Genomic DNA, 25,646 nt, shown 5'->3' on the forward strand with positions numbered 1-25,646 from the left:
TTTTTCGTTTCCGTCTGCGCCGGAAGTGGGGCGAATTATAGACACCTCAACGAGCGCGTCAACCGTTATTTTCAAAAACCTGAGATCTATTTCACTACCCCCAATAAACACTGAGCCAGATCAATCCTGGTCTCTATCACTTACAAGCTGGGAAACGCGAACTGCGACGCTTCATGGCTCGCCCGCTGCGGCCAGCGCTGCGTAATGGCCTTGCGACGAGTGTAGAAACGCACCCCGTCAGGCCCATATGCATGCAGATCACCGAACAGCGAACGCTTCCAGCCACCAAAGCTGTGATAAGCAACCGGCACCGGCAACGGTACGTTCACGCCAACCATCCCCACTTCAATCTCATCGCAGAACAGACGCGCCGCTTCCCCGTCGCGAGTGAAGATGCACGTACCGTTGCCGTATTCGTGATCGTTGATCAGTTGCATGGCTGCCTCCAGGCTGTCGACACGCACGATGCACAGTACCGGTCCGAAAATCTCTTCTTTATAGATACGCATCTGCGGCGTGACGTTATCGAACAGGCACCCGCCCATGAAGAAGCCTTGCTCATGACCGGCAACCTCAAGCCCACGACCATCAACCACCAGCGTCGCCCCTGACTGAACGCCATCCTCTATATAGCCGCTGACCTTGTCGCGATGCTGCCCCGTCACCAACGGCCCCATGTCCAGGCCACAGGTTGTGCCCGCACCAATCTTCAGGCTCTGGATCTGCGGGACCAGTTTCGCCACCAACGCATCGGCGATCTGATCACCCACACAGACGGCAACCGAAATCGCCATGCAGCGCTCTCCGCACGAACCATAGGCTGCGCCCATCAAGGCACTGACCGCATTGTCCAGATCCGCATCCGGCATCAGCACCGCATGATTCTTTGCGCCGCCCAATGCCTGAACACGCTTGCCCCGTGCAGCACCTTCCTTATAGATATATTCGGCGATAGGCGTGGAGCCGACAAAACTCAGCGCCTTCACTTCCGGCGCGTCGATCAGCGCATCCACTGCCACCTTGTCGCCATGCACTACGTTAAGCACGCCCTTGGGCAATCCTGCTTCATGCAGCAACTCTGCAATCAACAGCGTGGAGCTGGGATCGCGCTCGGACGGTTTGAGGATGAAGCAGTTGCCGCAGACAATAGCCAGCGGGTACATCCAAAGCGGCACCATCGCCGGGAAGTTGAACGGTGTAATACCCGCTACGATGCCCAGCGGCTGAAAGTCGGACCACGCATCGATGTTCGGCCCCACATTACGACTGTATTCGCCCTTGAGCACTTCAGGCGCAGCGCAGGCGTATTCAACGTTCTCGATTCCGCGCTTCAACTCCCCCGCCGCATCTTCCAGTGTCTTGCCATGCTCTTCGCTGATCAGCTGAGCGATACGGCCTTCGTTCTGCTCCAGCAATTGCTTGAAACGGAACATCACCTGAGCCCGTTTTGCAGGCGGCGTGTTACGCCAGACCGGAAAGGCCGCCTTGGCGGAGTCGATGGCCTGCTGAACGGTTTCGCGACTGGCGAGCGCCACCTTATGAATGGCCTGCCCGGTGGACGGATTGAACACATCAGCCGTACGTCCATCGTCGGAAACGAACTCACCGTGGATCAGGTGTTGAATGCTGCTCATGAAAAACTCCAAAAGGGTTTCCGGCAGGCGCGAATTACTCCGCGCCTGCTGCTTATATAAGAAGGATGTCAGCGAAGACGATCAGTCGATGAGGTTCAGCGTTTCGCCCACGGCGTCGAACAGCCGGTCCAGGTCCTGCGCCTTGCTGTTGAAGGTCGGGCCGAACTGCAGGGTGTCGCCGCCGAAGCGTACATAGAAGCCGGCTTTCCACAATTTCATCCCGGCCTCGAACGGCCGCACGATGGCATCGCCGTCACGCGGCGCGAGCTGGATGGCTCCGGCCAGGCCGTAGTTGCGAATATCCACGACGTTCTTGCTGCCTTTGACGCCATGCAAGGCGCTCTCGAAATGAGGAGCCATTTGCGCGGCCTGTTGCACCAGGTTCTCACGCTGCAGCAACTCGAGAGCAGCCAGACCCGCCGCGCAGGCAACGGGATGCGCGGAGTAGGTATAGCCATGCGGGAATTCGACCGCGTATTCCGGCGTCGACTGGTTCATGAACGCCTGATAGATCTCGCTGCTGGCAATCACCGCGCCCATCGGGATGGCACCGTTGGTGATCTGCTTGGCGATGCACATCAGGTCAGGCGTCACGCCGAAGCTTTCTGCGCCGAACATCGAACCGGTACGACCAAAGCCCGTGATGACTTCATCGAAGATCAGCAGGATGTTGTGCTGATCGCAGATTTCACGCAGCCGCTTGAGATAGCCCTGCGGAGGCACAATCACACCGGCAGAACCGGCCATCGGCTCGACAATCACCGCGGCAATGTTCGACGCGTCGTGCAATTCAATCAGCTTGAGCATCTCGTCAGCCAGCGCGATTCCGCCCGCCTCCGGCATGCCTTTGGAATAGGCATTGCTGGCCAGCAGCGTATGCGGCAGATGATCGACGTCCATCAACTGACCGAACATTTTGCGGTTACCGTTCACACCCCCCAGGCTTGTGCCTGCCACGTTCACGCCGTGATAACCGCGTGCTCGCCCGATCATCTTGGTCTTGGTGGCCTGGCCTTTAAGACGCCAGTAGGCACGCACCATCTTGACGGCAGTGTCGGCGCACTCGGAGCCGGAGTTGGTGTAGAAGACGTGATTGAGATTGCCCGGCGTCAGCTCGGTGATTTTTTCCGCGAGCTGAAACGATAGCGGGTGGCCGAATTGAAACCCTGGCGAATAATCCAGCACGCCCAATTGCTTGTAGACGGCCTCCTGGATTTCCTTGCGGGTATGCCCGGCTCCGCAGGTCCAGAGGCCGGAGAGCGCATCGTAGATCTTGCGGCCCTTGTCGTCCGTCAGGTAGCTGCCTTGCGCTGCAACGATCAGGCGTGGGTCGCGCTGGAAATTACGATTGGCCGTGTAGGGCATCCAGTGAGCATCAAGTTTCAGCTGACTGGCGACAGAAAGATCGGACGACTCGAGCATATTCATTGAAACGAACCTCGTGTGTGCTTGAGCAAGCAGTTATTTCAGTTAAGGTGCCATGGAGCCAAAGTCTGGAAAATCTGACTTTCACGATCTTTAGTTTGGTAGAGACTAAACAATGAGCACCCGTCGCACCGATCCTCTGGCGCAAGTCAGTGACTTTGATATCCGACTGCTGCGCCTGTTTAAAAGCGTAGTCGAGGCCGGAGGCTTCTCGGCGGCGGAAAGCGCGCTCGGCATCGGCCGGTCTGCGATCAGCCAGCAGATGAGCGATCTGGAACAGCGTCTGGGTCTGCGCCTCTGCCAGCGTGGGCGAGCCGGATTCTCGGTGACCGATGAGGGTAAAGAGGTCTACCAGTCGGCATTGCAGTTGCTGAGCGCGCTGGAAAGTTTTCGAACCGAGGTCAACGGCCTGCATCAGCATTTGCGCGGCGAGCTGAATATCGGGCTGACCGACAATCTGGTCACCATGCCCCACATGCGCATCACCCATGCCATTTCGCAGCTCAAGGAGCGCGGCCCGGATGTACACATCAACATCCGCATGAGCGCTCCGGCCGAAGTGGAGCAAGGGGTGCTCGAGGGCAAGCTGCATGTCGGTGTGGTGCCTCAGGTCAGCGCATTGCCGGGTCTCGATTACCAGCCGCTGTATAGCGAGCGCTCGCTGCTGTATTGCGCAGTCGGCCATCCATTGTTCCATGCAGCCGATGCTCTGATGGACAGCGAACACCTTGCCGGGCAGGACGCCATTGCACCGACTTTCAGGCTTCCGGCCGAAATTCAGGCCCATTATCAGGCGCTCACCTGCACGGCCAGCGCGTCGGATCGCGAAGGCATGGCGTTTTTGATCCTGACCGGGCGCTACATCGGTTATCTGCCGGACCATTACGCCAGCACCTGGGTCAGGGAAGGCAGGTTGCGTGCGTTGAAACCGGACTCGCGATTTTACGACCTGAGCCTGGTTACAGTGACGCGCAAAGGAAGGCGCCCTCATTTGGTGCTGGAAAGCTTCATGGAAGGATTGGCTGCTACCCGATGAAACACTTCATCATGCCAGCAGCAGAACGCGCACCAGCCGAAGCAACCAGGAATCCTGGCAGCCCCTTGATACCACAGGCGGTATTACACATTCCGTGACAATAACCTGAGCAGGTGGACAGCTTTTTGCATTGGATCCGGATAACGAAACGCCAGCTCATGGCGCCTCTCTCCTGCCCTGAAAGTTCGAGTGCCTGTCATGCAGCCCGAAACATCCGACAACAGTGACCTGATCTACGGCCTCGACGACCGCCCCAAACCACTGACAGCCATTCTGGCCGCGTTGCAACATGTACTCGCCAGCTTCGTCGGCATCATCACCCCGCCATTGATTATCGGCTCGGCACTGGGTTTGAGCGCCTACCTGCCCTACCTGATCAGCATGGCGCTGATGGTGTCCGGCGTGGGCACTTTCATTCAGGCGCGCCGCCCGTTCGGCATCGGGGCCGGAATGATCTGCCTGCAAGGCACCAGCTTCGCCTTTCTCGGCGCGGTATTGTCGGCAGGCTTTCTGGTCAAGCAGCGTGGCGGCAGCCCGGAAGACATCATGGCGATGATCTTCGGCGTGTGTTTTTTCGGCGCGCTGGTGCAGATCGTCCTGAGCCGTTGCATCAGCCAATTGCGCCGCGTGATCACGCCGCTGATAACCGGCATCGTGATCACGCTGATCGGTGTCAGCCTTATCAAGGTCGGCGTGACCGATCTGGGCGGCGGCTTCAATGCGCCCGACTTCGGTTCGCCGCTGAATCTGGCACTCGGGGTGTTCGTGCTGGTGGTGATCATCGCGCTGAATCGCTCCAACACGCCATGGGTTCGCCTGTCGGGGATCATCATCGGCCTGGCCGTCGGCAGCCTGGCAGCGTGGTTCAGTGGCAAGCTCGTTCCTCAGCCTATTCATGACCTGCCGCTGATCAGCATTCCGGTTCCCTTTCGCTTCGGCTTCAGTTTTGACTGGAGCGCTTTCCTGCCCGTCGCGCTGATCTATCTGATAAGCAGCATCGAAACCGTCGGCGACCTGACAGCCAACTGCATGCTGGCCAGGCAACCCATCAGCGGCCCGAGCTACGTGGCCAGGCTCAAGGGCGGCGTGCTCGGTGACGGCGTCAGCTGCATGCTGGCTGCCACATTCAGCGCATTTCCCAACACGACCTTTGCCCAGAACAACGGTGTCATCCAGTTGACCGGTGTTGCCAGCCGCTACGTCGGTCTGTACATCGGCGGCGTGTTGTTCATGCTGGGGTTGTTTCCACACATCGGCGCCATCGTTCAGCAGATTCCCAAACCGGTATTGGGCGGTGCCACGCTGGTGATGTTTGGCAGTGTGGCGGCGGCGGGCGTCCGGATTCTGGCTCAGTCGCCACTGGACCGGCGCAGCATGCTGATCATCGCAACCTCATTCGGCGTCGGCCTGGGAATCGCCTCGCAGCCCGCGCTGCTTCACCATATGCCCAAACTCGTGCAAAACCTGTTCGACTCGGCCATCACCAGCGGCGGCATCACGGCCATTCTGATGTGCCTGTTGATCCCGGAAAACAAGACCTGTGACGACGTGCAGCCAACTGGCCAGGAAGCCGAACCCTTTGAGCATCAACGATAACTTTCCAGTGTCTGTGCTTGCGGGATGGCCGCAGGTGCGTTATCTGTTCGTCCGTTGCGTCCCTTGACCTGCCCGGAATCGCCCATGACCCTCCAAGTCCCCGCGCACAACGCTCACGTTGCCAAGCCAGCCAGCCGCATTCGTCAAAAGAATGAAGAGGCGATCATCAAGGCCGCCGAAGACGAGTTTGCACGTCACGGTTTCAAGGGCACCAGCATGAACACCATCGCGCTGAAGGCCGGGCTGCCCAAAGCCAACCTTCATTACTACTTCACCAACAAGCTGGGGCTCTACATTGCGGTGTTGAGCAACATCATTGAACTGTGGGACAGCACCTTCAACACCCTCAGCGTTGAAGACGATCCCGCAGAGGCGCTGGCAAGGTACATCCGCGCCAAGATGGAGTTTTCGCGCCGCCAGCCTCAGGCGTCGCGCATCTTTGCGATGGAAATCATCAGCGGCGGCGAATGCATGAGCGAGTATTTCAGCCAGGATTACCGGCTGTGGTTCCAGGGCCGGGCGGCGGTTTTCCAGGCCTGGATCGACGCAGGCAAGATGGACCCGGTCGACCCGGTGCACCTGATCTTCCTGCTGTGGGGCAGCACTCAGCACTATGCCGACTTTGCCTCCCAGATATGCCGCGTTACCGGACGCACCCGTCTGACCAAACAGGATATGGACGAGGCCAGCGAAAACCTGATCAGCATTATCGTCAAAGGCTGTGGGCTCAAGCCGCCAGCCTTGTAGAATCCGCACCTTGTTGCCTGCCGGACGTACGCATGTCTTTTACCCTCGTTGGCTCTTGCGAGTTTCGTGAAGAAATTCGCAAAAGTCGCTTTATCACCCTTGCCGCCCCCATCAGCAGCCCGACCGAGGCGCAGGCGTTCATCGACCAAAACAGTGATCCGAACGCCACCCACAACTGCTGGGCCTGGAAACTGGGTGATCAGTACCGTAGCAATGACGACGGCGAGCCGGGCGGTACGGCAGGTCGTCCGATTCTGGCGGCAATCGAAGCGCAGGGTTTCGATCAGGTCGTCGTGCTGGTCATTCGCTGGTACGGCGGCATCCAATTGGGAACCGGCGGTCTGGCCAGGGCCTACGGTGGTGGCGCCAACAAATGCCTGCAGCAGGCCGCACGTGTGGAGTTGGTAAACCGGCTGTCTTTCAACCTTGAGTGCAGCTTCAGCGAACTGGCGCTGGTCAAGGTTCGCCTGGCTGAGTCGAGCGGGCTGGTTGAAGCCGAAAACTTCACCGCCAACGGTGTGGAAATGTCAGTGGCCATCGGCCCGGAGCACATCGAGAGCTTCCAGCGGCAACTGGCTGACCTGAGTCGGGGCAGAATCATTCTGCACAGGACGCCAACGCTGTAATCAGGCCTTCATGCAAACATGCACACTTGCCCACATCTACTGTGCATCCGGCTGTGGATAAGCTGAGCACATACCGCTGCGAGCCTTGTCGGGCAAGCGATACAGACAATTGATCATTTTTTGTACAGCCACGATAAATATGTGCGAAAACGTCGATAAAACAATGTTTTAACCGTGCTTAGCACCTTCGAAACCTAAGCCGTTCGGCGTTATGCCCGGTTCTATGCGTTTCACACAGGAACTGTGGAGCAACCTGTGGATAACAGGTGCAAGGGTCTCGCAGTCGCTTGGCGGCTCACGCTCATCGACAACTGTACGTTTTTTGATCAAGCATAGTGAGCCATCTTGGCCCTCACCGTCGATCCGAACGCCCCGAACTGGTGCTGAAATCACACAGGTGACCGTAGGAAATCCCAAACGGGCCCGCAACAGACTTTATTCCGTGCCGTCCGACAAAAGCTGACTCCCTGGCCAGGATTTTGCTTCATCCACGGGCGACCCACTCCTGCCTCAGAGCCTGACATGTCAAACCACGCGACACCTGCGCGTCTTCAGTTACGCCACATCACCAAACGGTATCCTGGCTGTCTGGCCAACGACGCTGTCGATCTGACCATCCAGCCCGGAGAAATCCACGCGCTGCTGGGTGAGAACGGCGCGGGTAAAAGCACGCTGATGAAGATCATATACGGCGTGACACAACCGGATTCCGGCACCGTCGTATGGCAAGGTCAGCCACAGATCATGCGCAACCCGGCACAGGCCAGAAGTTTGGGCATCGGCATGGTGTTTCAGCATTTCTCACTGTTCGAAACCTTGAGCGTCGCGCAGAACATTGCGCTGGCCATGGGGGCGGCAGCCGGTACACCGAAACAACTGGAACCGCGCATCCGCGAGGTTTCGCAACGCTACGGCATGGCGCTTGAGCCACAGCGGCTGGTGCACAGTCTGTCGATTGGCGAGCGGCAGAAGGTGGAGATCATTCGCTGCCTGATGCAGGACATCCGCCTGCTGATTCTCGACGAGCCCACCTCGGTGCTGACGCCGCTGGAAGCCGAAGAGCTGTTTGTCACCCTGCGGCACCTGGCGGCCGAAGGCTGCAGCATCCTGTTTATCAGTCACAAGCTGGGCGAGGTTCGCGCGCTTTGCCACAGCGCCACGGTGTTGCGAAACGGCAAGGTGTCCGGTCATTGCATCCCGGCAGAATGCTCGGACCTGGAACTGGCGCGGCTGATGGTCGGCGATGCCGAAGGACTGACGGCGCAGTATGAAAAAGTAAGCGGTGCGGCACCGTTTCTGCGGGTCGAGCGACTGGCGTGGCACAACCCCGATCCGTTTGGCTGTTCGTTGAAGGACATCAGTCTGGAGGTGCGCAGCGGCGAGATCGTCGGCATCGCGGGCGTGGCAGGCAACGGCCAGGACGAGCTGCTGGCCCTGCTCAGCGGTGAACAGGTATTGCCCAACACCCAAGCCGCCACGCTGCGGTTCGCGGACACACCGGTCGGCCATCTGCGGCCCGACGCAAGGCGCAAGCGTGGTCTGGCCTTCGTGCCCGCCGAACGTCTGGGTCACGGCGCGGTACCAGACCTGAGTCTGGCAGATAACGCGCTGCTCACGGCATTCCAGCAAGGTCTGGTCAGCAAGGGCCTGATTCAGCGCGGCAAGGTCCGGGCGCTGGCCGACGAGATCATTCGCCGTTTTGCGGTGAAGACGCCCGACGCCCAGGCCGCCGCGCGCAGCCTGTCGGGCGGTAACCTGCAGAAATTCATTCTGGGGCGAGAGATCATGCAGAACCCCAGACTGCTGGTCGCTGCGCACCCGACCTGGGGCGTGGACGTCGGCGCCGCAGCTGCCATCCATCGTGCACTCATTGCCTTGCGCGATGCCGGCGCAGCGATTCTGGTGATCTCCGAAGACCTGGACGAACTGTTCCAGATCAGTGACCGCCTCGCGGCCCTGAGCGGCGGACAACTTTCCGACCTGATCCCGACCGGACAGACCAGCACCGTGCAGATCGGCGGCTGGATGGCCGGTCAGTTTCAACATTCTCACACTCAGGCCCAGACGCCGGGTTAACGGAGCAAAACATGCTGCTTTCTCTGGAACCGCGCGGCCAGCAATCGCGCGCCATGTTGTGGTGCTCGCCCCTGCTGGCCGCCGTGCTGACCCTGGCCTGCGGGTCGCTGCTGTTCATCGCCCTGGGGCTCGATCCGTGGGTGACCTTGCACACCTTGCTGATCGCACCGGTCAGCGACCTGTACGGCCTGTCGGAGCTGATGGTCAAGACGCTGCCGATTCTGCTTTGCGCACTGGGTCTGGCGGTCGCTTATCAGGCCCGCATCTGGAACATAGGCGCCGAAGGACAACTGTTGCTGGGCGCTCTGGCGGGCAGCGCTGTGGCGGTCAACATCATCGAGATGGAAAGCCGCTGGGCGCTGGTGATGGTCCTGATCGCGGGCACACTGGCCGGTGCGGCCTGGGCCGGAGTAACGGCCTGGTTGCGCACGCACTTCAACGCCAATGAAATCCTCACCAGCATCATGCTCAATTACATCGCCCTGAACCTGCTGCTGTACTTCGTGCATGGGCCCCTCAAGGATCCGGCAGGGATGAACTTCCCGGAATCGGCGACCTTTGGCGATGCCAGTCGACTGCCGCTATTGATGGAAGACGGTCGCGCTCACGTCGGCGTTTACTTCGCATTGCTGGCGCTGGTGGCGGTGTGGGTCCTGCTGCAGCGCAGCTTTGTCGGTTATCAGATCAAGGTACTGGGCCTGGACAAACGTGCTGCCGGGTTCGTCGGCTTTCGTGAGAAGCGTCTGGTGTGGCTGGCCTTGTTGATCAGCGGCGCACTGGCCGGACTTGCGGGCGTTTCGGAAGTCACCGGCCCCATCGGGCAGCTGGTGCCACAGGTGTCACCAGGCTACGGGTATGCGGCAATTACCGTGGCGTTTCTGGGACGCCTCAACCCGATCGGCATTCTGTTCTCCAGCCTGTTGATCGCCCTGCTGTATCTGGGTGGCGAAAGCGCGCAGATGACCTTGAACCTGCCGCCCGCCATCACCCAGTTGTTTCAGGGAATGATGCTGTTTTTTCTGCTGGCCTGCGACGTTCTGATTCTTTACCGCCCGCGCCTGAAGATGCGCTGGGCCAAGCGTCAGATGACGCCTGCCGTGGGAGCCGCGTGATGGATATCGATCTACTGAGCAATATTTTCTACGCCATGGTGCGTTGCGGCACCCCGCTGTTGCTGGTCGCGCTCGGAGAGCTGATCTGTGAAAAGAGCGGCGTGATCAACCTTGGTCAGGAAGGCATGATGCTGTTTGGCGCGGTGATCGGCTTCATCATCGCCCTGAGCACCGGCAATCTTTGGCTCGGTGTACTGCTGGCGATGCTGGCCGGCATGCTGCTCTCGGCACTGTTTGCGCTGGTTGCGCTGGTGTTCAACGCCAATCAGGTGGCCACCGGTCTGGCGCTGACCATCTTCGGCGTCGGGCTGTCGAGCTTTGTAGGGGCCGCCTGGGTCGGCAAGCCGCTCAGCGGTTTCGAGCCGGTTGCCATCCCCTTCCTGAGCGATATCCCGCTGATCGGTCGCATGCTGTTCGCTCAGGACTTGCTGGTCTACCTGTCCTTCGCCCTGTTTGCGCTGGTCGCCTGGGCGCTGCTGAAAAGTCGTATCGGGCTGATCATCCAGGCCGTCGGCGAAAATCCCGATGCGGCCAGTGCAATGGGCCTGCCCGTGTTGCGGGTTCGCACCCTCGCCGTGCTGTTCGGCGGCGCAATGGCAGGCTTGGCAGGCGCTTATCTGTCGCTTGCCTACACCCCGATGTGGGCCGAAAACATGAGCGCCGGACGCGGCTGGATTGCCTTGGCGCTGGTGGTCTTCGCCAGTTGGCGCGTATGGCGTCTGCTGCTGGGCGCCTACCTGTTCGGTCTGGCCAGCATCCTGCATCTGGTCGCTCAAGGCATCGGCCTGGCGATCCCGTCCAACCTGCTGGCCATGCTGCCCTATGTCGCAACCATCATCGTTCTGGTGCTACTGTCCCGTGACGCATTGCGCACAAGGTTGTACGCACCGGTTTCGCTGGGGCAGCCTTGGCGGGCGGGGCATTAAGCGCAGGCAGGAGGATTGGACAGGCAGGCTCTGGATCATCAGGCTTGGCTTGAGCAGAACCGTGAGCCAAGCTTGCTCACTGTCCATGGAACAGGCAATTCGTCACTCAACGGTCGGCTTTCAGTCTGAACGAAGTCGGCGACGACGTTGCCGAAACCGATACGGGTTCCCGAATCCTCTTTCAATCTGCCAAGGAGTTTTTTCATGACGACCAAAACCGCGCTCATCATCGGTGCCTCGCGTGGCCTGGGGCTTGGGCTGGTTCAACGCCTGACCGAACAGGGCTGGAAGGTCACCGCCACTGTTCGTGACCCACAAAAGGCCGACAGCCTGAAGGCGGTCGAAGGTGTACGGATCGAAGCAGTGGACATCGACGACACCGCTTCGCTGGAAGTGCTGGTCCAGAAACTCAAGGGCGAAGTGTTCGACGTGCTGTTCGTCAACGCCGGGATCATGGGGCCTAAACATCAGAGCGCGGCTCAGGCGACGGCTGCCGAACTGGGTCAGCTGTTTTTGACCAATGCGATTGCGCCGATCCGCCTTGCCGAACGCTTCGTCGACCATATTCGTCCGGAAACCGGCGTACTCGCGTTCATGAGTTCGGTGCTGGGCAGTGTTGCCTGCCCTGAAGGCGAGACCATGACGCTGTATAAAGCCAGCAAGGCCGCGCTCAACTCAATGACCAACAGTTTTGTGGTGCAACTGCCAGAGCCTCGTCCGACCGTGTTGTCGCTGCATCCGGGCTGGGTGAAGACCGACATGGGTGGCGAGAATGCCGCCATTGACGTACAGACCAGCACCACCGGGCTGGTTGAGCAGCTCAATGCCTATGCGGGCAAGGGCGGGCATCACTTCATTAACTACAAAGGCGAAACGATTGCCTGGTAGGTCATGAAAAGCGGACGCAGAACGTCCTGAGCGGCATTCCCACGCAGAGCGTGAGCATGCCGCCCGTGAAGCTTCCCCCACTCGCACGCGCAACTTGATTAAAAACTGACCACTTCAGTAAAATCCCCGACCTTGCCGAGACGATGTCTGCCTCGCACCCTGGATCAGCAGACAGGGCAACACTGAGCTGGCTAACCCTGAACCCACTTTCAGAGGAGCCGGCCCATGTCCGCGATCCGTATCTGGTTGAAAAACCCCCTTGCCGTGTTCACTGCCAATGACCTTGACGCCCGTGGCGGTCTGGTCGTGGAAGACGGCGTCATCACCGAAATGCTGGCGGCCGGGCAGCAACCCGCCATGCCCTGCGACCAAGTGTTCGACGCCCGCGAGCATGTGCTGCTGCCGGGCCTGATCAACACCCATCACCACTTCTATCAAACCCTGACCCGTGCCTGGGCGCCGGTGGTCAATCAGCCGCTGTTTCCCTGGCTCAAGACGCTTTACCCGGTCTGGGCGCGACTGACGCCCGAAAAGCTTGCGGTCGCCAGCAAGGTCGCGCTCACAGAGCTGTTGCTGTCGGGCTGTACCACCGCTGCCGATCATCACTATCTGTTTCCGGATGGACTGGAGCAGGCCATCGACGTGCAGGTGCAAAGCGTTCGCGAACTGGGCATGCGTGCCATGCTCACCCGCGGTTCCATGAGTCTGGGCGAAGCGGACGGCGGTCTGCCACCACAACAGACCGTGCAACAGGGCGAAGTAATTCTGGCCGACAGCCAGCGCCTGATCGAGACCTACCACGAACGCGGCGAGGGTGCGCAGATCCAGATCGCCCTCGCCCCCTGCTCACCGTTTTCCGTCACACCGCAGATCATGGCTGAGAGTGCTGCGCTGGCTGAAAAGCTCGACGTACGCCTGCACACTCATCTGGCCGAAACCCTCGACGAAGAAGACTTCTGCCTGCAACGTTTCGGTCTGCGGACCGTGGACTATCTGGACAGCGTCGGCTGGCTCGGCCCGCGCACCTGGCTGGCTCACGGCATTCATTTCAATCCGGGTGAAATCGAGCGCCTGGGTTCAGCGGGAACGGGTGTTTGTCATTGCCCGAGCTCCAACATGCGCCTGGCGTCCGGTATCTGCCCGACGCTGGAGCTTATTGCTGCAGGTGCGCCGCTCGGGTTGGGTGTCGACGGTTCGGCGTCCAACGACGCCTCGAACATGATGCTCGAAACCCGGCAGGCGCTGTACCTGCAACGGTTGCGCTACGGCGCAGAAAAGATCACACCGGAACGGGTGCTGGGCTGGGCCACCAAGGGCTCGGCGCAACTCTTGGGGCGTAGCGACATTGGTGAGCTGACGGTGGGCAAACAGGCGGATCTGGCGCTGTTCAAACTCGACGAGCTGCGCTTCTCGGGCAGCCATGATCCGTTGTCCGCGCTGCTGCTCTGCGGCGCAGACCGTGCGGATCGGGTCATGATTGCAGGACGCTGGCGAGTGATCGACGGCCAGGTGGAAGGGCTGGATCTGCAGCAACTGATTGCGCAACACAGCCAGGCTGCGCGAGAGCTGATCCAAGGTTGAGCCTCGGCCCGTGAAGCTGTGAACGGATCGACACCTCCAGCGGTGTTGATCCGCTAGCGTGTCGCTTCCCACAGCCGCCAGGCGAGACATCGTGTCTACAAGCCCGCCCTCTTCAAACCGTCCCGAAGACGACAAAAGTCTGCTGCACCTGCTGCCGGGGCTGGCCTGGCAACTCATGCTGTTGATAGGGCCTGCCGCCCTGCTCACGATGCTGCCGCATGCCCTGGGTCCATTGACTGCCCAAGCCCCCGTGGAGGCGGCTTGCCGACGATGGCGTCAGTTCCGTCGTCGCTATGTCGCCTCAGGAAAAGCTGGGCACGATACGCGTAGAGCCCGGCTCACACCCCCAGACACGACAACATGATGAACGTCGCGAACAACACGAAGTGGGTCATGCCCTCAATCGCGTTGGTTTCGCCGTCATTGAGGTTGATCGCGCTGACCAGCAGGGTGATCGCAATCATCACGGTCTGCACTGGCGTCATGGCCATCTGGAAAGGCTGGCCGCTGTAGAGCGCCATGGCTTCCATCACCGGAACGGTCAGAATTACCGTGGACAGCGACGCACCCAGCGCGATGTTGACCACTGACTGCATGCGGTTGGCCAGTGCCGCACGCAGTGCCGTCAGGATTTCAGGCGACGCGGAAATGGCGGCGACCAGAATCGCAGTCATGACCGGCGGCGCGCCAGTGCCTTCAAGCCCGAGGTCGACGGTCTTGGACATGACCTCCGCCAGCGCACCGATGACCACGACACCGACCACCAAAGTGGCGATGGAACGGGTCAGGTTGACCGGCTCGGCATGCTCTTCGGGCTGATCCTTGCGCTTTTTCTTGTCCGGATAGCTGTAGCTGAAGAAGTAGCTGTGCGGTCCGACCTGCATGCGCAGGAACAGGGTATAGAGCAGAATCATCGCGCCGATGGTGAAGGCCGAATACAGCTTCCAGTTCGCTTCGGGGATGAACTCGGGGACGATCATGGACACGCCCATGGCAGTCATGATCATCACGCTGTAAGTGCGCGCCGAATCATCGTTGTACGACTGCTCGCCATGCTTGATACCGCCCATCAGCGCGGCCAGACCCAGGATGCCGTTGATGTCGAGCATCACAGCGGAATAGATGGTGTCGCGCACCAGCGTCGGTGATGGCTCGTTGCTCATCATGATCGCCAGGATCACGACTTCAACCAGCACCGCCGACAGCGTCAGGATCATCGTGCCGTATGGATCACCCACTTTCTCGGCGAGCATTTCAGCGTGATGCGCTACCCGCAACGATGCGCACACAATGAAGCCGACCAACGCAAGACCGGCCACCAGGGCAACCATCTGGCCATTGCCCAGCAGCGTGTGCTCCATCGGATAGGCGACGAAGGTGGCGATGATCGCCAGTAGTAAAAACTTTTCCTGCTTGAGCAAAGCGCCCATGTTGTTCCCCAAACCCTTGCGACACATCGCCGCGGATGTATATGAAGGTGTCTGTCATTGAAGCCGTTCAGAGTGCAGGGTGTGACAAAAGGTTTCAAAAAATGCCCAGAATGAGAACGACACCCACGCGTAAATGACTTTTGATCCCGTCGTCACGATGTGAAATAGTGCCCGCCGTTTTCTCCGCGACCGTTCTGGCGCGCCTGTTTCGCGACCAGCGTTGCGTGAATGGGTTTTCGCGATTCCGTTTCAGTAACAAAGGACATTCGCCATGCGTGGTTTTCGACTGACATCTCTGCTGGCCGGCAGTCTGCTGGCGGCCCTGGCCTGCTCAATTCAGGCAGCGCCTATCGACATTGATGACGGCCAGCACAAGGTTCACTTGCCCGATGCGCCCAAGCGGGTGGTGGTGCTGGAGTTTTCCTTTCTCGACAGTCTGGCCTCGGTCGGCGTGACGCCCGTGGGCGCTGCGGACGATGGCGATGCCAACCGCGTACTGCCCAAGGCACGCAAGGCCATTGGCGAATGGCAGTCGGTTGGCCTTCGCTCGCAGCCCAATATCGAAGTCATCGCACGCCTGAAGCCGGATCTGATCATTGCTGACCTGGGGCGTCATCAGGCGCTGTACAACGATCTGAACAGTCTGGCCCCCACATTGATGCTGCCGTCGCGCGGTGAGGACTATGAAGGCAGCCTGAAATCTGCCGAACTGATTGGCACAGCGCTCGGCAGAGGCCCACAGATGCAGGCACGTATCGCTGAAAACCGCGAGCACCTGAAAGCCGTGGCGGCGCAGATACCGGCCGACACCAAGGTGCTGTTCGGCGTCGCCCGTGAGGACAGCTTCTCGGTACACGGCCCGCACGCTTACGCAGGCAGCGTGTTGAAGGCCATCGGTTTGCAGGTGCCTGAAGTGCGCAAGAACGCCGCGCCGACCGAGTTCGTCAGCCTTGAGCAATTGCTGGCGCTGGATCCTGGCTGGCTGCTGGTCGGTCATTATCGTCGCCCGAGTCTGGTAGACAGCTGGAGCAAGCAGCCGCTGTGGCAGGTGCTGAGTGCGGTGCGCAACAAGCAGGTGGCCGAAGTGGATGGCGACAGCTGGGCGCGTAATCGCGGGGTCATGGCGTCCGAACAGATCGCCGATGACGCACTTGCAGTTCTCAAGGGCGGCAAGGCCGTGATCAATCCTTAAATGCGTCGCTGGCTGATGGCGAGCTTGATCGCCGCAGGTTGTCTGGGCCTGTTCTGGATGTCGCTGTTCGCCCTGTCGCCTTTCACCATCCGGCAGATCGACGCCTGGAACGGGCTGTACACGCTGGGCCGCGAGGGCGGCAACCTTGCCTACATCGTTGCGCAACTGCGCGTACCGCGAGCCTTGTGCGCGGCGCTGGTCGGTGCCTGTCTCGGCGTGGCCGGAGCCTTGATGCAAGGCATCACCCGCAATCGGCTCGCGTCCCCTTCCCTGTTTGGTGTCACGGCGGGTGCAGCGCTGGGTCTGGCGTTGTTCTCCACTGGGCTGATTGCCCTGCCCTTCCCCGGCGGTGCATTGCTGATGACCTGCGTGGGCGGCGCCCTGGCGTGGATGACAGTGTTCAGCCTCGGCGGCGCGTGGTCGCCTGCCACATCCCAAGGCCGACTGGTGCTGGCAGGCGTGGCGGTGACGGCGTTATGCGCAGCGCTGACCCGCCTGACCGTGATTCTTGTTGAAGCCCAGGCGCAAAGCGTTCTGAACTGGCTGGCCGGTTCGCTGGCCAACGTCGGCGTTGAACAACTGCAGTTGCTGTGGCCCTGCACGCTGATCGGCGTTGTGCTGGCGATTGTCTGCGCGCCGCGCCTGAACCTGATCAACCTGGGCGAGGACGCTGCCCGTTCGCTGGGCGTACGCATCGGCGCGCTGCGCCTGCTGGTGTTCGTGGTCAGTCTGGTGCTGGTCGGTGCCAGTGTCTGCGCCGTAGGCCCCATCGGCTTTGTCGGCCTGATTGCGCCAAACATTGCCCGCCAATGGCTGGGCAACGATTACCGCTGGCTGATCCCGGTCAGCGCAGGATTGGGCGCTGCCATCGTGCTGGCGTCCGATCTGATCAGCCGCGCCGTGGCCTTCCCGGTCGAAACGCCGGCAGGCGTGGTGACGGCATTGATTGGCGCGCCGTTCTTCCTGTTTATGGCGAGGCGCGCACTATGAGCCAGCCTCGCTCAAGACTGCTGATCCTGATCGGCCTGTTGCTGCTGGCACTGTTGCTGAGCCTGAGTGCGGGTACGGTCTGGCTGACGCCCGGCGCGGTGCTCGACCATCTGATCGCCCACGACAGCAAGGACTTCGACGTCTGGAATCACCGATTGCCGCGAGGTCTGATTGCAATTGTCACCGGCTGTGCGTTCGGCCTGGCCGGTGCCATTGTGCAGGGCGTGATCCGCAACCCGCTGGCCTCGCCGGAAATCCTCGGCGTGACGCAAGGCGCGGGGCTGGCGATGACCATCGCAATCATCGGCTTTCCGCATTTGCCCGTCTCGGCGCTGCCGTTCGTGGCGTGTCTGGGCGGGGCGGGCGGGGCGCTGTTGCTGGCGCTTTACAACACCGGAGTGCAGTTTTCCGGTGTGCGCTTCGCACTCTCGGGTGTTGCCATTGCGGTGACGCTGTCGAGCATCACCGAGTTTCTGATTCTGTCCAACCCGCTGGACATCAACACCGCCCTGCTCGCGCTGACCGGCAGCCTGTGGAGCCGCAACTGGCACCACGTGCTGCTGGCCGTGCCGTTGCTGGTTCTGATTCCAATCACGCTGTTGCTGGCCAAGCCGCTCAATCTGATCGGTCTGGGTGACGAAGCGGCGCAGAGCCTGGGCACCGGTCTCAAACGCACGCGCTGGCTGGCGATGGGCAGCGCAGTGCTGCTGACCAGCATGGGCGTCGGGATCATCGGTCCGATCAGTTTCGTCGGCCTGGTCGCGCCGCACATGGCCCGTCGACTGGTGGGGGGTCATCATCAATTCCTGCTGCCCGCCTCCATGGTGCTGGGCGCGTTGTTGCTGGTGCTGGCCGACACGCTCGGTCGCACGTTGATCGCGCCCAGCGAAATCCCGGCCGGGATTCTCACGGCGGTCATCGGCGCTCCGTATTTCCTGTGGCTGCTGGCCCGATTCAAAGGTTGATCTCATGAGCATTCTTCAGGCACAGCAACTCGACATCGGCTACGGGGCAACCCGCATCGTGCAGGACCTTTCATTCAGCCCGCCGCCCGGTAAGGTCACGGCGCTGATCGGGCCCAACGGTTGTGGCAAGTCCACGCTGCTCAAGGCGTTCGCGAGGATTCTCACGCCGCAGTCCGGCAGTCTGAGTCTGGACGGCAAGGCCTACCGCGACCTGTCGGCACGGGATCTGGCCCGCAAGGTAGCGTTTCTGCCACAGGTGTTGCCCATTCCCGAAGGCGTGAGCGTGCGTCAGCTGGTGGCCTATGGTCGCAGTCCGCACAACAGTCTCTGGGGCCGCCTGAGCGGCGCGGATCAGCACAGTGTCGAGCAGGCCTTGCAGCGCATGGAGCTGGAGACCCTCGCCGACCGGCCGTTGTCCGACCTGTCCGGCGGGCAGCGTCAGCGCGCATGGCTGGCAATGATTCTGGCGCAGGACGCCGCCATCGTGCTGCTCGACGAGCCGACCACCTATCTGGACATCAGCCATCAGGTCGAACTGCTGGACCTGATGCGCGCGCTCAGCGCCGAGGGCAAGACGGTCATTACTGTGTTGCACGACATCAACCAGGCCTGCCGTTATGCCGACCATCTGGCGGTGATGCAGGCCGGGCGACTGGTGGCCAGCGGTGCGCCCGGTGACGTATTGAACGCCGAACTGGTGTGTCGGGTGTTCGATGTTCAGGTGCAGATCATGCAGGAACCGGTGGCGGGCACGCCCATGTGCATCGTCGAGCGCAGCACCCGCTGCACCAGTTAGCGGCGAAGGGTCTGTACCCTGCACCGTCGCGCTGCATATCACCATCAGCAAAGCGGTCTGCAACGCGTCTGCGTCATAACTTGTCTTTGTGGTCAGCTATTTGCATTGTCGGAGTATCCCCTCCAACAAGACTGCAAGGAGCAAGACCCGATGCACCTGACCACCCCACGCCGTCCCCTGAAAAAACTGCTGTGCGCCATGACCGCTGTCGTCGGTCTGGGTGCCAGCCTGCTCGCCTTGGCAGCCGATCCGCTGAAAGTCGGCTTCGTCTACATCGGCCCTATCGGCGACCACGGCTGGACCTATCAGCACGAACAGGGCCGCAAGGCGATGGTCGCGGCGCTGGGCGACAAGGTCAGCAGCAGCTATGTGGAAAACGTGCCGGAAGGCGCCGACGCCGAGCGTGTGATCCGCAACATGGCCAAGGGCGGCTATGACCTGATCTTCAGCACCTCTTTCGGCTACATGAACCCGACCCTGAAAGTCGCCAAACAGTTTCCCAAGGTGAAGTTCGAGCACGCCACCGGCTACAAGCAGGACAAGAACATGGGCACCTACCTGGCCCGCACCTATGAAGGCCGTTACGTGGGTGGTTTTATCGCCGCGAAAATGACCAAGACCAAGAAGATCGGTTACGTCGCCTCGTTCCCGATTCCGGAAGTGCTGCGTGACATCGACGCCATCCAACTGGCCTTGAACAAGTACAACCCCGGCACCGAGATCAAAGTGGTGTGGGTCAACTCCTGGTTCGATCCGGGCAAGGAAGCCGACGCGGCCAACGCGCTGATCGATCAGGGTGTGGACGTGGTGTTCCAGCACACCGACAGCCCGGCGCCGATCCAGACCGCCGAACGTCGTGGCGTATACGCCGTCGGCTACGCATCGGACATGGCGCACTTCGGTCCCAAGGCCGTCCTGACTTCCATCGTCAACAACTGGGGACCGCACTACATTCAGGCTGCCGAGGGCGTACTCGCAGGCTCCTGGAAACCTCAGGATTACTGGGGCGGCCTGAAGGAAGGCACGGTTGAACTGCCGATCAGCGATATCGTCCCTGCCGACGTGAAGGCTGAAGCACAGACGATCATCGCCAGCATCGAAAGCGGCGAATTCCATCCGTTCACCGGCCCCATCAAGGACCAGACCGGCACCGTGAAGATCCCCGCTGGCGTGGTCGCGACCAACGCAGAGCTGGCCTCGATGAACTACTACGTCGAAGGCATCAAGGCCGAGCTGCCGAAGTAATCTGTCCGGGTGATCGCGTCCCGACTCGCAGGGCGCGATCACGCTGAAGACCACCCGATTTCCAGGACCGCTTCATGGACCAGCTTCCCATCATCGACATCGCCCCGCTCTACGGCACGGACACTGAGGCCTGGCAGAACGTTGCCAGCCAGATCGACAGTGCCTGTCGCGAATGGGGTTTCTTCTACATCACGGGACACCCCATCACGCCACAGCGGATCGAGCAGGTGCAATCGGCTGCGCGGCGCTTCTTCGCCCAACCGGCGGCGGAAAAGCTCAAGATCGACATAACCCAAAGTACTCACCATCGCGGTTATGGCGCCATCGCCACCGAGCAACTGGACCCCAGTCTGCCGAGCGATCTGAAAGAAACCTTCGACATGGGCCTGCACATGGATGCCGGGCATCCCGACGTGCTGGCGGGAAAACCGTTGCGCGGGCCGAATCGACACCCCGACCTGCCGGGCTGGGAAAGCCTGATGGAGCAGCATTACCTGGACATGCAGGCACTGGCGCAAACCCTGCTGCGTGCCATGACCCTGGCACTGGGCATCGAGCGGGATTTCTTCGACCAGCGCTTCAAGGACCCGGTCAGCGTGTTGCGCATGATCCACTACCCGCCGCGCCACACCGCTACGTCGAAAGAGCAGCAAGGCGCAGGCGCCCACACCGATTACGGCTGCATCACCCTGTTGCATCAGGACGCTGCGGGCGGGCTGCAGGTGCGTGATGTACGCGGCCAGTGGATTGACGCGCCGCCTGTCGAAGGTACGTTCGTCGTCAACCTCGGCGACATGATGGCGCGCTGGAGCAATGATCGTTACCTGTCCACGCCGCACCGGGTCATCAGCCCGCTGGGTGTCGATCGCTACTCAATGCCGTTTTTCGCCGAACCTCATCCGGACACACGTATCGAATGCCTGCCGGGTTGCCAGAGCGAAAGCCAGCCAGCCCGCTATCCTGTCACGACCTGTGCCGAGTTCCTGTTGTCACGCTTTTCTGACACGTATGCCTATCGTCGAGAACCGGAAAAGGCATCTTAGTTGAACGGTCGGTCAGGTTTTACCCTATGCAGCGATGTGCATCTGTAGAATGCCCGCGATCTGCACCTGATGAGAAAAGCACATGTACGACTGGTTGAACGCCCTGCCCAAGGCAGAACTGCACTTGCACCTTGAAGGCTCGCTGGAACCCGAGCTGCTGTTTGCCCTGGCCGAGCGCAACAAAATTGCCCTGCCGTGGAACGATGTGGAGGCATTGCGCAAGGCGTACGCTTTCAACAACCTGCAGGAATTCCTCGACCTGTATTATCAGGGCGCGGACGTGTTGCGCACCGAGCAGGATTTCTACGACCTGACCTGGGCCTACCTGCAACGCTGCAAGGCGCAGAACGTCATTCATACCGAACCGTTCTTCGATCCACAGACCCATACTGACCGTGGCATTCCATTCGAAGTGGTGCTGGCCGGGATCACTGGCGCGCTCAAAGACGGCAAGTCGCAACTGGGAGTCGACAGCGGCCTGATTCTCAGCTTCCTGCGCCATCTGAGTGAAGAAGAAGCCGAGAAAACCCTGACGCAGGCACTGCCGTTCCGCGATGCATTCGTGGCGGTCGGTCTGGACAGCTCGGAAATGGGCCATCCGCCGAGCAAGTTTCAGCGCGTCTTTGACCGCGCCCGCAACGAAGGCTTCCTGACCGTAGCCCACGCTGGCGAAGAAGGCCCGCCGGAGTACATCTGGGAAGCACTGGACCTGCTGAAAATCGAACGCATCGACCACGGCGTACGCGCCATCGAAGACGAGCGGCTGATGCAGCGCATCATCGATGAGCAGATCCCGCTGACTGTCTGCCCGCTGTCCAACACCAAACTCTGTGTGTTCGACGACATGGCCCAGCACAACATCCTCGACATGCTGGAGCGCGGTGTGAAAGTCACGGTCAACTCGGATGACCCGGCCTACTTTGGCGGCTACGTCACCGAAAACTTCCACGCCCTGTACACCCATCTGGGCATGACCGAGGACCAGGCAAAACGCCTGGCGCAGAACAGCCTGGACGCGCGGTTGGTAAAACCGTAACCCCGGAGCGTCATCGTGATCGTGCCGATGCTCCGCGTCGGCATGCAGCCCGGGACGCGCCGCGTCCCGATAGGTCTGACCACACGGTGCCTGAGCTCACGCCGCCGAGGCGATCTTGCTGATCTCTCGCTGCCCGCTCGACGAGACCTGCAAGGTGCTGGATTCTTCGGTCGTGCGCAGCCAGCCCATCTGGATGAACAACTGCAGCAGTCCTGCGCCCAGCGCACCACCCAGGTGCGGACTGCGTTCGCTCCAGTTTGCACAGGCGCAAACGGTTTCGCGTTTGCGCTGGGCCAGCGCCGGAATGTAGATACCGCGCTCGGCGAATTTGGCGATACCCTTGCTCGTGACTTCGATGCGTTTTTCCTGCTGCTCTATCCACCCTGCCCCCAACAGACGCTGATAAAGCTCGGCCGCCATTTCACCCCCCAGGTGGTCACAACAGATCCGCGCACGACGTAAAGGCAACGTGGGCATGGGTTGAGCGACGCTGCGGCTGATCTGGTCGGCACTGACCAGCGATGCACTGGCCAGCGCCTCGACCGCCGCACCGACCTCGGGCGCCGCCAGTCGAAAGAAGCGCTTGCGACCGCGCGCTTCCTGCTTCAACAGACCGCCATTGGCCAGCCGCGCCAGGTGCGCGCCAGCCGAAGAGGTCGAGAGGCCCGCCAGCAGTGCCAGTTCATCGGCGGGGCGAGCAGTACCATCCATCAGTGCCCAAATCATTGCGCTGCGCTTGGGGTCGGCCAGCAATGTCGCAATCTGGCTGATGCAAGGTGCATATTCCATGTGTTCACTCCCTGTTGAAACATTCATCTAGTGCGATGACATATTGACAGCAATCACGCCTCAGTAAAGTTGAACGCGCATCCAACTTGAAATGACAAGTATAAACTCTACGCCCCACAAGCCGATTGGCTAAAACTCTTGTAGTCCGAGCCGCCGTCATGTTCTGGCGTATTACACCGGGCGATAAAAGCATGCTTGCCGAACTCTTCCAAAGCGGCCTGTCGCCGAAAGACCGCTCTGCACAAGGGGCTTCGGGCATACGGCGAGATCAATCGCCTTGAACGCAGACGAAGATCCAGCCGAGAAAGCTGTAGATCCGTTCAATAAGCGCCGAGTTGAAAAACGCTGAAAATGGAAGAACCTTGCACAGTGGGAATGTATTTAAACATTATATTTTCCGAAACTTCCGTAGGCTCATTCTTCTGCTTTTGTAGCCGTATAAACCATGAACGGTTCTTATTGACTTACAGCATGTTGCCTGCATCGCGTACGAAGCATTTCCAGCAGCAGATTGACCGGTTTGCTCAGTTGAGCACGATGCGCGCACAGCAGATTCAAGGGCGCCAGCTCGCCCTTCAAATGGGGCATCAATACCTCCAGTCGTCCAGCCCTGACATCGGCGGCGACGTCCAGCCAGGACTTGTACGCTATACCCTCCCCGGCCACCGCCCAGCGGCGTACCACATCGGCATCGTCGCTGAACCGGTTACCTTTTACCGTCAGGCTCATTTCCCGCTTGCCGTCCTCGAAAGCCCAACGGTCATGAACCCGATCGCCCAGCATGTACAGCAGGCAGTTGTGCTGAGCCAGCTGTTCGATCTGCTGCGGCTGGCCGTGACGCTTGAGGTAATCGGGGGCCGCGCAAAGAACGCGTCGATTACCCGGCAGGACCGGCAACGCGACCAGCGTCGAATCTTCCGGCTCACCGTAACGCAGGGCCACGTCCACCGGCTGACGGAACAGATCGGCGATACGGTCCCCCAACAGCAGCCGCACAGTCAGTTGCGGGTGTTGTTGCTGAAACGCATCCAGCCAGGGCAGCAGCACATTACGCCCCAGGTCCGAAGGCGCCGACAGCTGCAAGACGCCCTCGCAACGATCCTGACTGCTGGCCAGCAGACGCTGACCTTCCTCAAGGCTGCCCAGCGCAGCGCGGGCATAGTCGAGAAAGCCTTCGCCTTCGGCCGTCAGGCGCAGACTGCGGGTCGAGCGCGCCAGCAGCCGAGCGCCCACCTGCTGCTCGACCCGTTTGAGCGCCGCGCTGGCAACGGCCGCCGACATGTCCATGACCCGAGCAGCCGCAGACAGACTCCCCAGGTCAGCAGCCCGAACGAACAATTGCAGGTCATCGAAACGCAGCATCCGAGCGCCTTATTATCAAAGATATATTGAAAGAGCCTGCCGTTTTAGCGGGTTTTATCTTTCCAGGAAATAGCCAATGATCCGTTCATCACTTTTCCAACCGAGGACCCCTTCATGAAAGCCGTCGCTTATTACCAGTCACTGCCCATCAGCCACCCTGAATCCCTGCAGAACATCCAACTGCCCGAGCCGGTTGCCGGGTCACGAGATGTGCTGGTCGAGGTTAAGGCGATCTCCGTCAACCCGGTGGATACCAAGATTCGCCAGAACGTCGCACCCGAGAACGGAGACGCCAAAGTGCTGGGCTGGGACGTCGCAGGTGTGGTCAAGGCCGTCGGCAGCGACGTCACGCTCTTTCAGCCAGGCGACAAGGTTTACTACGCAGGCTCGTTGATCCGTCCTGGTGCCAACAGTGAGTTGCACGTGGTGGACGAGCGTATCGTCGGCCACATGCCCAAGTCGCTGAGCTTCGCTCACGCCGCAGCCTTGCCGCTCACGGCCATCACCGCCTGGGAGCTGTTGTTCGAGCGTTTACAGATCGCCCAGGGCAAGGGTGAAAGCGGACAGAGTCTTCTGATTGTCGGCGCTGCCGGTGGCGTGGGTTCCATCCTGACCCAGCTGGCGCGGCAGTTGACCGCCCTGAAAGTCATCGGCACCGCCTCACGCGCCGAGACCGAAAGCTGGGTGCGTGAACTGGGTGCCCATGAAGTGCTGGACCACAGCAAGCCGCTGAGTGAAGAACTCAAGCGCGTCGGCATCCATGCTGTCACGCACGTCGCCAGCCTGACCCAGACCGAACAGCACCTCGATCAACTGGTCGAAGCGCTCAAACCTCAGGGCAAGCTGGGCCTGATCGACGATCCCAAGTCGCTGGATGTGTCCAAGCTCAAGCGCAAGAGCCTGTCGCTGCACTGGGAGTTCATGTACACCCGTTCGATGTTCGAGACCGACGACATCATCGAGCAGCACAACCTGCTCAATCGCGTCGCCGAACTGGTGGATGCCGGGACGCTGAAGACCACGTTCGGCGAACACTTCGGCACCATAAACGCTGAAAACCTGCGTCGCGCCCACGAGCTGCTGGAAAGCGGCAAGGCCAAGGGCAAGATCGTGCTTGAAGGGTTCTGAAGCAACGGCGCTCGGCGTTGTGT

At 60.5% G+C, this 25,646-nt stretch carries 22 protein-coding genes; 17 read left to right on the top strand and 5 right to left on the bottom strand.

The window, feature by feature from the left end; genetic code table 11:
* Positions 1-140 precede the first annotated feature (140 nt).
* Positions 141-1,634 carry a CoA-acylating methylmalonate-semialdehyde dehydrogenase gene (locus tag JTJ32_RS20645; RefSeq protein ID WP_099227015.1) on the bottom strand — a complete coding sequence of 498 codons (1,494 nt, stop codon included), beginning with the start codon at positions 1,632-1,634 and terminating at the stop codon, positions 141-143.
* Between the two features lie 81 nt (positions 1,635-1,715).
* Entirely contained in the window at positions 1,716-3,062 is a 1,347-nt protein-coding gene (locus JTJ32_RS20650) for an omega-aminotransferase AptA (protein WP_210043142.1), read from the bottom strand.
* 112 nt (positions 3,063-3,174) lie between these two features.
* Here JTJ32_RS20650 and JTJ32_RS20655 point away from each other — a divergent pair, with 112 nt between their 5' ends.
* From JTJ32_RS20655 to JTJ32_RS20695, 9 genes are all read left to right on the top strand, one after another.
* The gene (locus JTJ32_RS20655) at positions 3,175-4,095 is read left to right on the top strand and encodes a LysR family transcriptional regulator (protein ID WP_099227017.1); all 921 of its coding nucleotides are present in this window, start codon (positions 3,175-3,177) and stop codon (positions 4,093-4,095) included.
* A 198-nt stretch (positions 4,096-4,293) separates the two neighbouring features.
* Positions 4,294-5,691, top strand: a complete 1,398-nt coding sequence (locus JTJ32_RS20660) for a uracil-xanthine permease family protein (protein WP_210043144.1) — start codon at positions 4,294-4,296, stop codon at positions 5,689-5,691.
* A gap of 84 nt (positions 5,692-5,775) precedes the next feature.
* Positions 5,776-6,438, top strand: coding sequence for a TetR/AcrR family transcriptional regulator (locus JTJ32_RS20665; protein WP_099227019.1), 663 nt, complete (start codon positions 5,776-5,778; stop codon positions 6,436-6,438).
* A 32-nt stretch (positions 6,439-6,470) separates the two neighbouring features.
* Positions 6,471-7,064 (top strand): IMPACT family protein, encoded by a 594-nt coding sequence (locus JTJ32_RS20670; RefSeq protein ID WP_210043146.1) that lies wholly within the window; start codon positions 6,471-6,473, stop codon positions 7,062-7,064.
* Between the two features lie 522 nt (positions 7,065-7,586).
* Positions 7,587-9,140 (top strand): ABC transporter ATP-binding protein, encoded by a 1,554-nt coding sequence (locus JTJ32_RS20675; protein WP_210043148.1) that lies wholly within the window; start codon positions 7,587-7,589, stop codon positions 9,138-9,140.
* 11 nt (positions 9,141-9,151) lie between these two features.
* The gene (locus JTJ32_RS20680; protein WP_210043149.1) at positions 9,152-10,252 is read left to right on the top strand and encodes an ABC transporter permease; all 1,101 of its coding nucleotides are present in this window, start codon (positions 9,152-9,154) and stop codon (positions 10,250-10,252) included.
* Positions 10,252-11,178: an ABC transporter permease gene (locus JTJ32_RS20685; RefSeq protein ID WP_029243539.1), complete on the top strand. Its 927-nt coding sequence runs from the start codon at positions 10,252-10,254 to the stop codon at positions 11,176-11,178. The genes JTJ32_RS20680 and JTJ32_RS20685 overlap by 1 nt, the downstream gene beginning before the upstream one ends.
* Positions 11,179-11,382: 204 nt before the next feature.
* A complete protein-coding gene (locus tag JTJ32_RS20690; protein WP_099227024.1) occupies positions 11,383-12,066 on the top strand; it encodes an SDR family oxidoreductase in 684 nt (227 codons plus the stop codon).
* A 225-nt stretch (positions 12,067-12,291) separates the two neighbouring features.
* Complete coding sequence (locus JTJ32_RS20695) at positions 12,292-13,647, top strand: 8-oxoguanine deaminase (protein WP_210043152.1); 1,356 nt, start codon at positions 12,292-12,294, stop codon at positions 13,645-13,647.
* Between the two features lie 338 nt (positions 13,648-13,985).
* Here the strand turns inward: JTJ32_RS20695 and JTJ32_RS20700 are convergent, their stop codons facing one another.
* A complete protein-coding gene (locus JTJ32_RS20700) occupies positions 13,986-15,077 on the bottom strand; it encodes a calcium:cation antiporter (RefSeq protein ID WP_099227164.1) in 1,092 nt (363 codons plus the stop codon).
* A gap of 271 nt (positions 15,078-15,348) precedes the next feature.
* Between JTJ32_RS20700 and JTJ32_RS20705 the strand changes: the two genes are divergently transcribed.
* The 7 genes from JTJ32_RS20705 (at position 15,349) to JTJ32_RS20735 (ending at position 22,344) form a co-directional block, all read left to right on the top strand.
* Complete coding sequence (locus tag JTJ32_RS20705; protein ID WP_210043154.1) at positions 15,349-16,269, top strand: Fe(3+) dicitrate ABC transporter substrate-binding protein; 921 nt, start codon at positions 15,349-15,351, stop codon at positions 16,267-16,269.
* Complete coding sequence (gene fecC / locus JTJ32_RS20710; RefSeq protein ID WP_210043156.1) at positions 16,270-17,259, top strand: iron-dicitrate ABC transporter permease FecC; 990 nt, start codon at positions 16,270-16,272, stop codon at positions 17,257-17,259.
* On the top strand, positions 17,256-18,224 hold the full coding sequence (locus tag JTJ32_RS20715; protein ID WP_099227027.1) for an iron chelate uptake ABC transporter family permease subunit: 969 nt from the start codon (positions 17,256-17,258) through the stop codon (positions 18,222-18,224). Before fecC ends, JTJ32_RS20715 begins: the two co-directional genes overlap by 4 nt.
* 4 nt (positions 18,225-18,228) lie before the next feature.
* On the top strand, positions 18,229-19,020 hold the full coding sequence (gene fecE, locus JTJ32_RS20720; protein WP_210043158.1) for a Fe(3+) dicitrate ABC transporter ATP-binding protein FecE: 792 nt from the start codon (positions 18,229-18,231) through the stop codon (positions 19,018-19,020).
* A 150-nt stretch (positions 19,021-19,170) separates the two neighbouring features.
* Entirely contained in the window at positions 19,171-20,265 is a 1,095-nt protein-coding gene (locus JTJ32_RS20725) for a BMP family ABC transporter substrate-binding protein (protein WP_210043159.1), read from the top strand.
* Between the two features lie 74 nt (positions 20,266-20,339).
* On the top strand, positions 20,340-21,308 hold the full coding sequence (locus JTJ32_RS20730) for an isopenicillin N synthase family dioxygenase (protein WP_184323480.1): 969 nt from the start codon (positions 20,340-20,342) through the stop codon (positions 21,306-21,308).
* An 82-nt stretch (positions 21,309-21,390) separates the two neighbouring features.
* The gene (locus tag JTJ32_RS20735; RefSeq protein WP_069143484.1) at positions 21,391-22,344 is read left to right on the top strand and encodes an adenosine deaminase; all 954 of its coding nucleotides are present in this window, start codon (positions 21,391-21,393) and stop codon (positions 22,342-22,344) included.
* 96 nt (positions 22,345-22,440) lie between these two features.
* Here JTJ32_RS20735 and JTJ32_RS20740 read toward each other — a convergent pair whose 3' ends face one another.
* Positions 22,441-23,133, bottom strand: coding sequence for an ArsR/SmtB family transcription factor (locus JTJ32_RS20740; RefSeq protein ID WP_184323481.1), 693 nt, complete (start codon positions 23,131-23,133; stop codon positions 22,441-22,443).
* A gap of 456 nt (positions 23,134-23,589) precedes the next feature.
* Positions 23,590-24,495: a transcription regulator VimR gene (locus JTJ32_RS20745; RefSeq protein ID WP_210043160.1), complete on the bottom strand. Its 906-nt coding sequence runs from the start codon at positions 24,493-24,495 to the stop codon at positions 23,590-23,592.
* Positions 24,496-24,609: 114 nt separating this feature from the next.
* Between JTJ32_RS20745 and JTJ32_RS20750 the strand changes: the two genes are divergently transcribed.
* Entirely contained in the window at positions 24,610-25,623 is a 1,014-nt protein-coding gene (locus tag JTJ32_RS20750; protein ID WP_099227033.1) for a zinc-binding alcohol dehydrogenase family protein, read from the top strand.
* Positions 25,624-25,646 lie beyond the last annotated feature (23 nt).

The organism is Pseudomonas alliivorans (assembly GCF_017826695.1).
Classification (GTDB): domain Bacteria; phylum Pseudomonadota; class Gammaproteobacteria; order Pseudomonadales; family Pseudomonadaceae; genus Aquipseudomonas; species Aquipseudomonas alliivorans.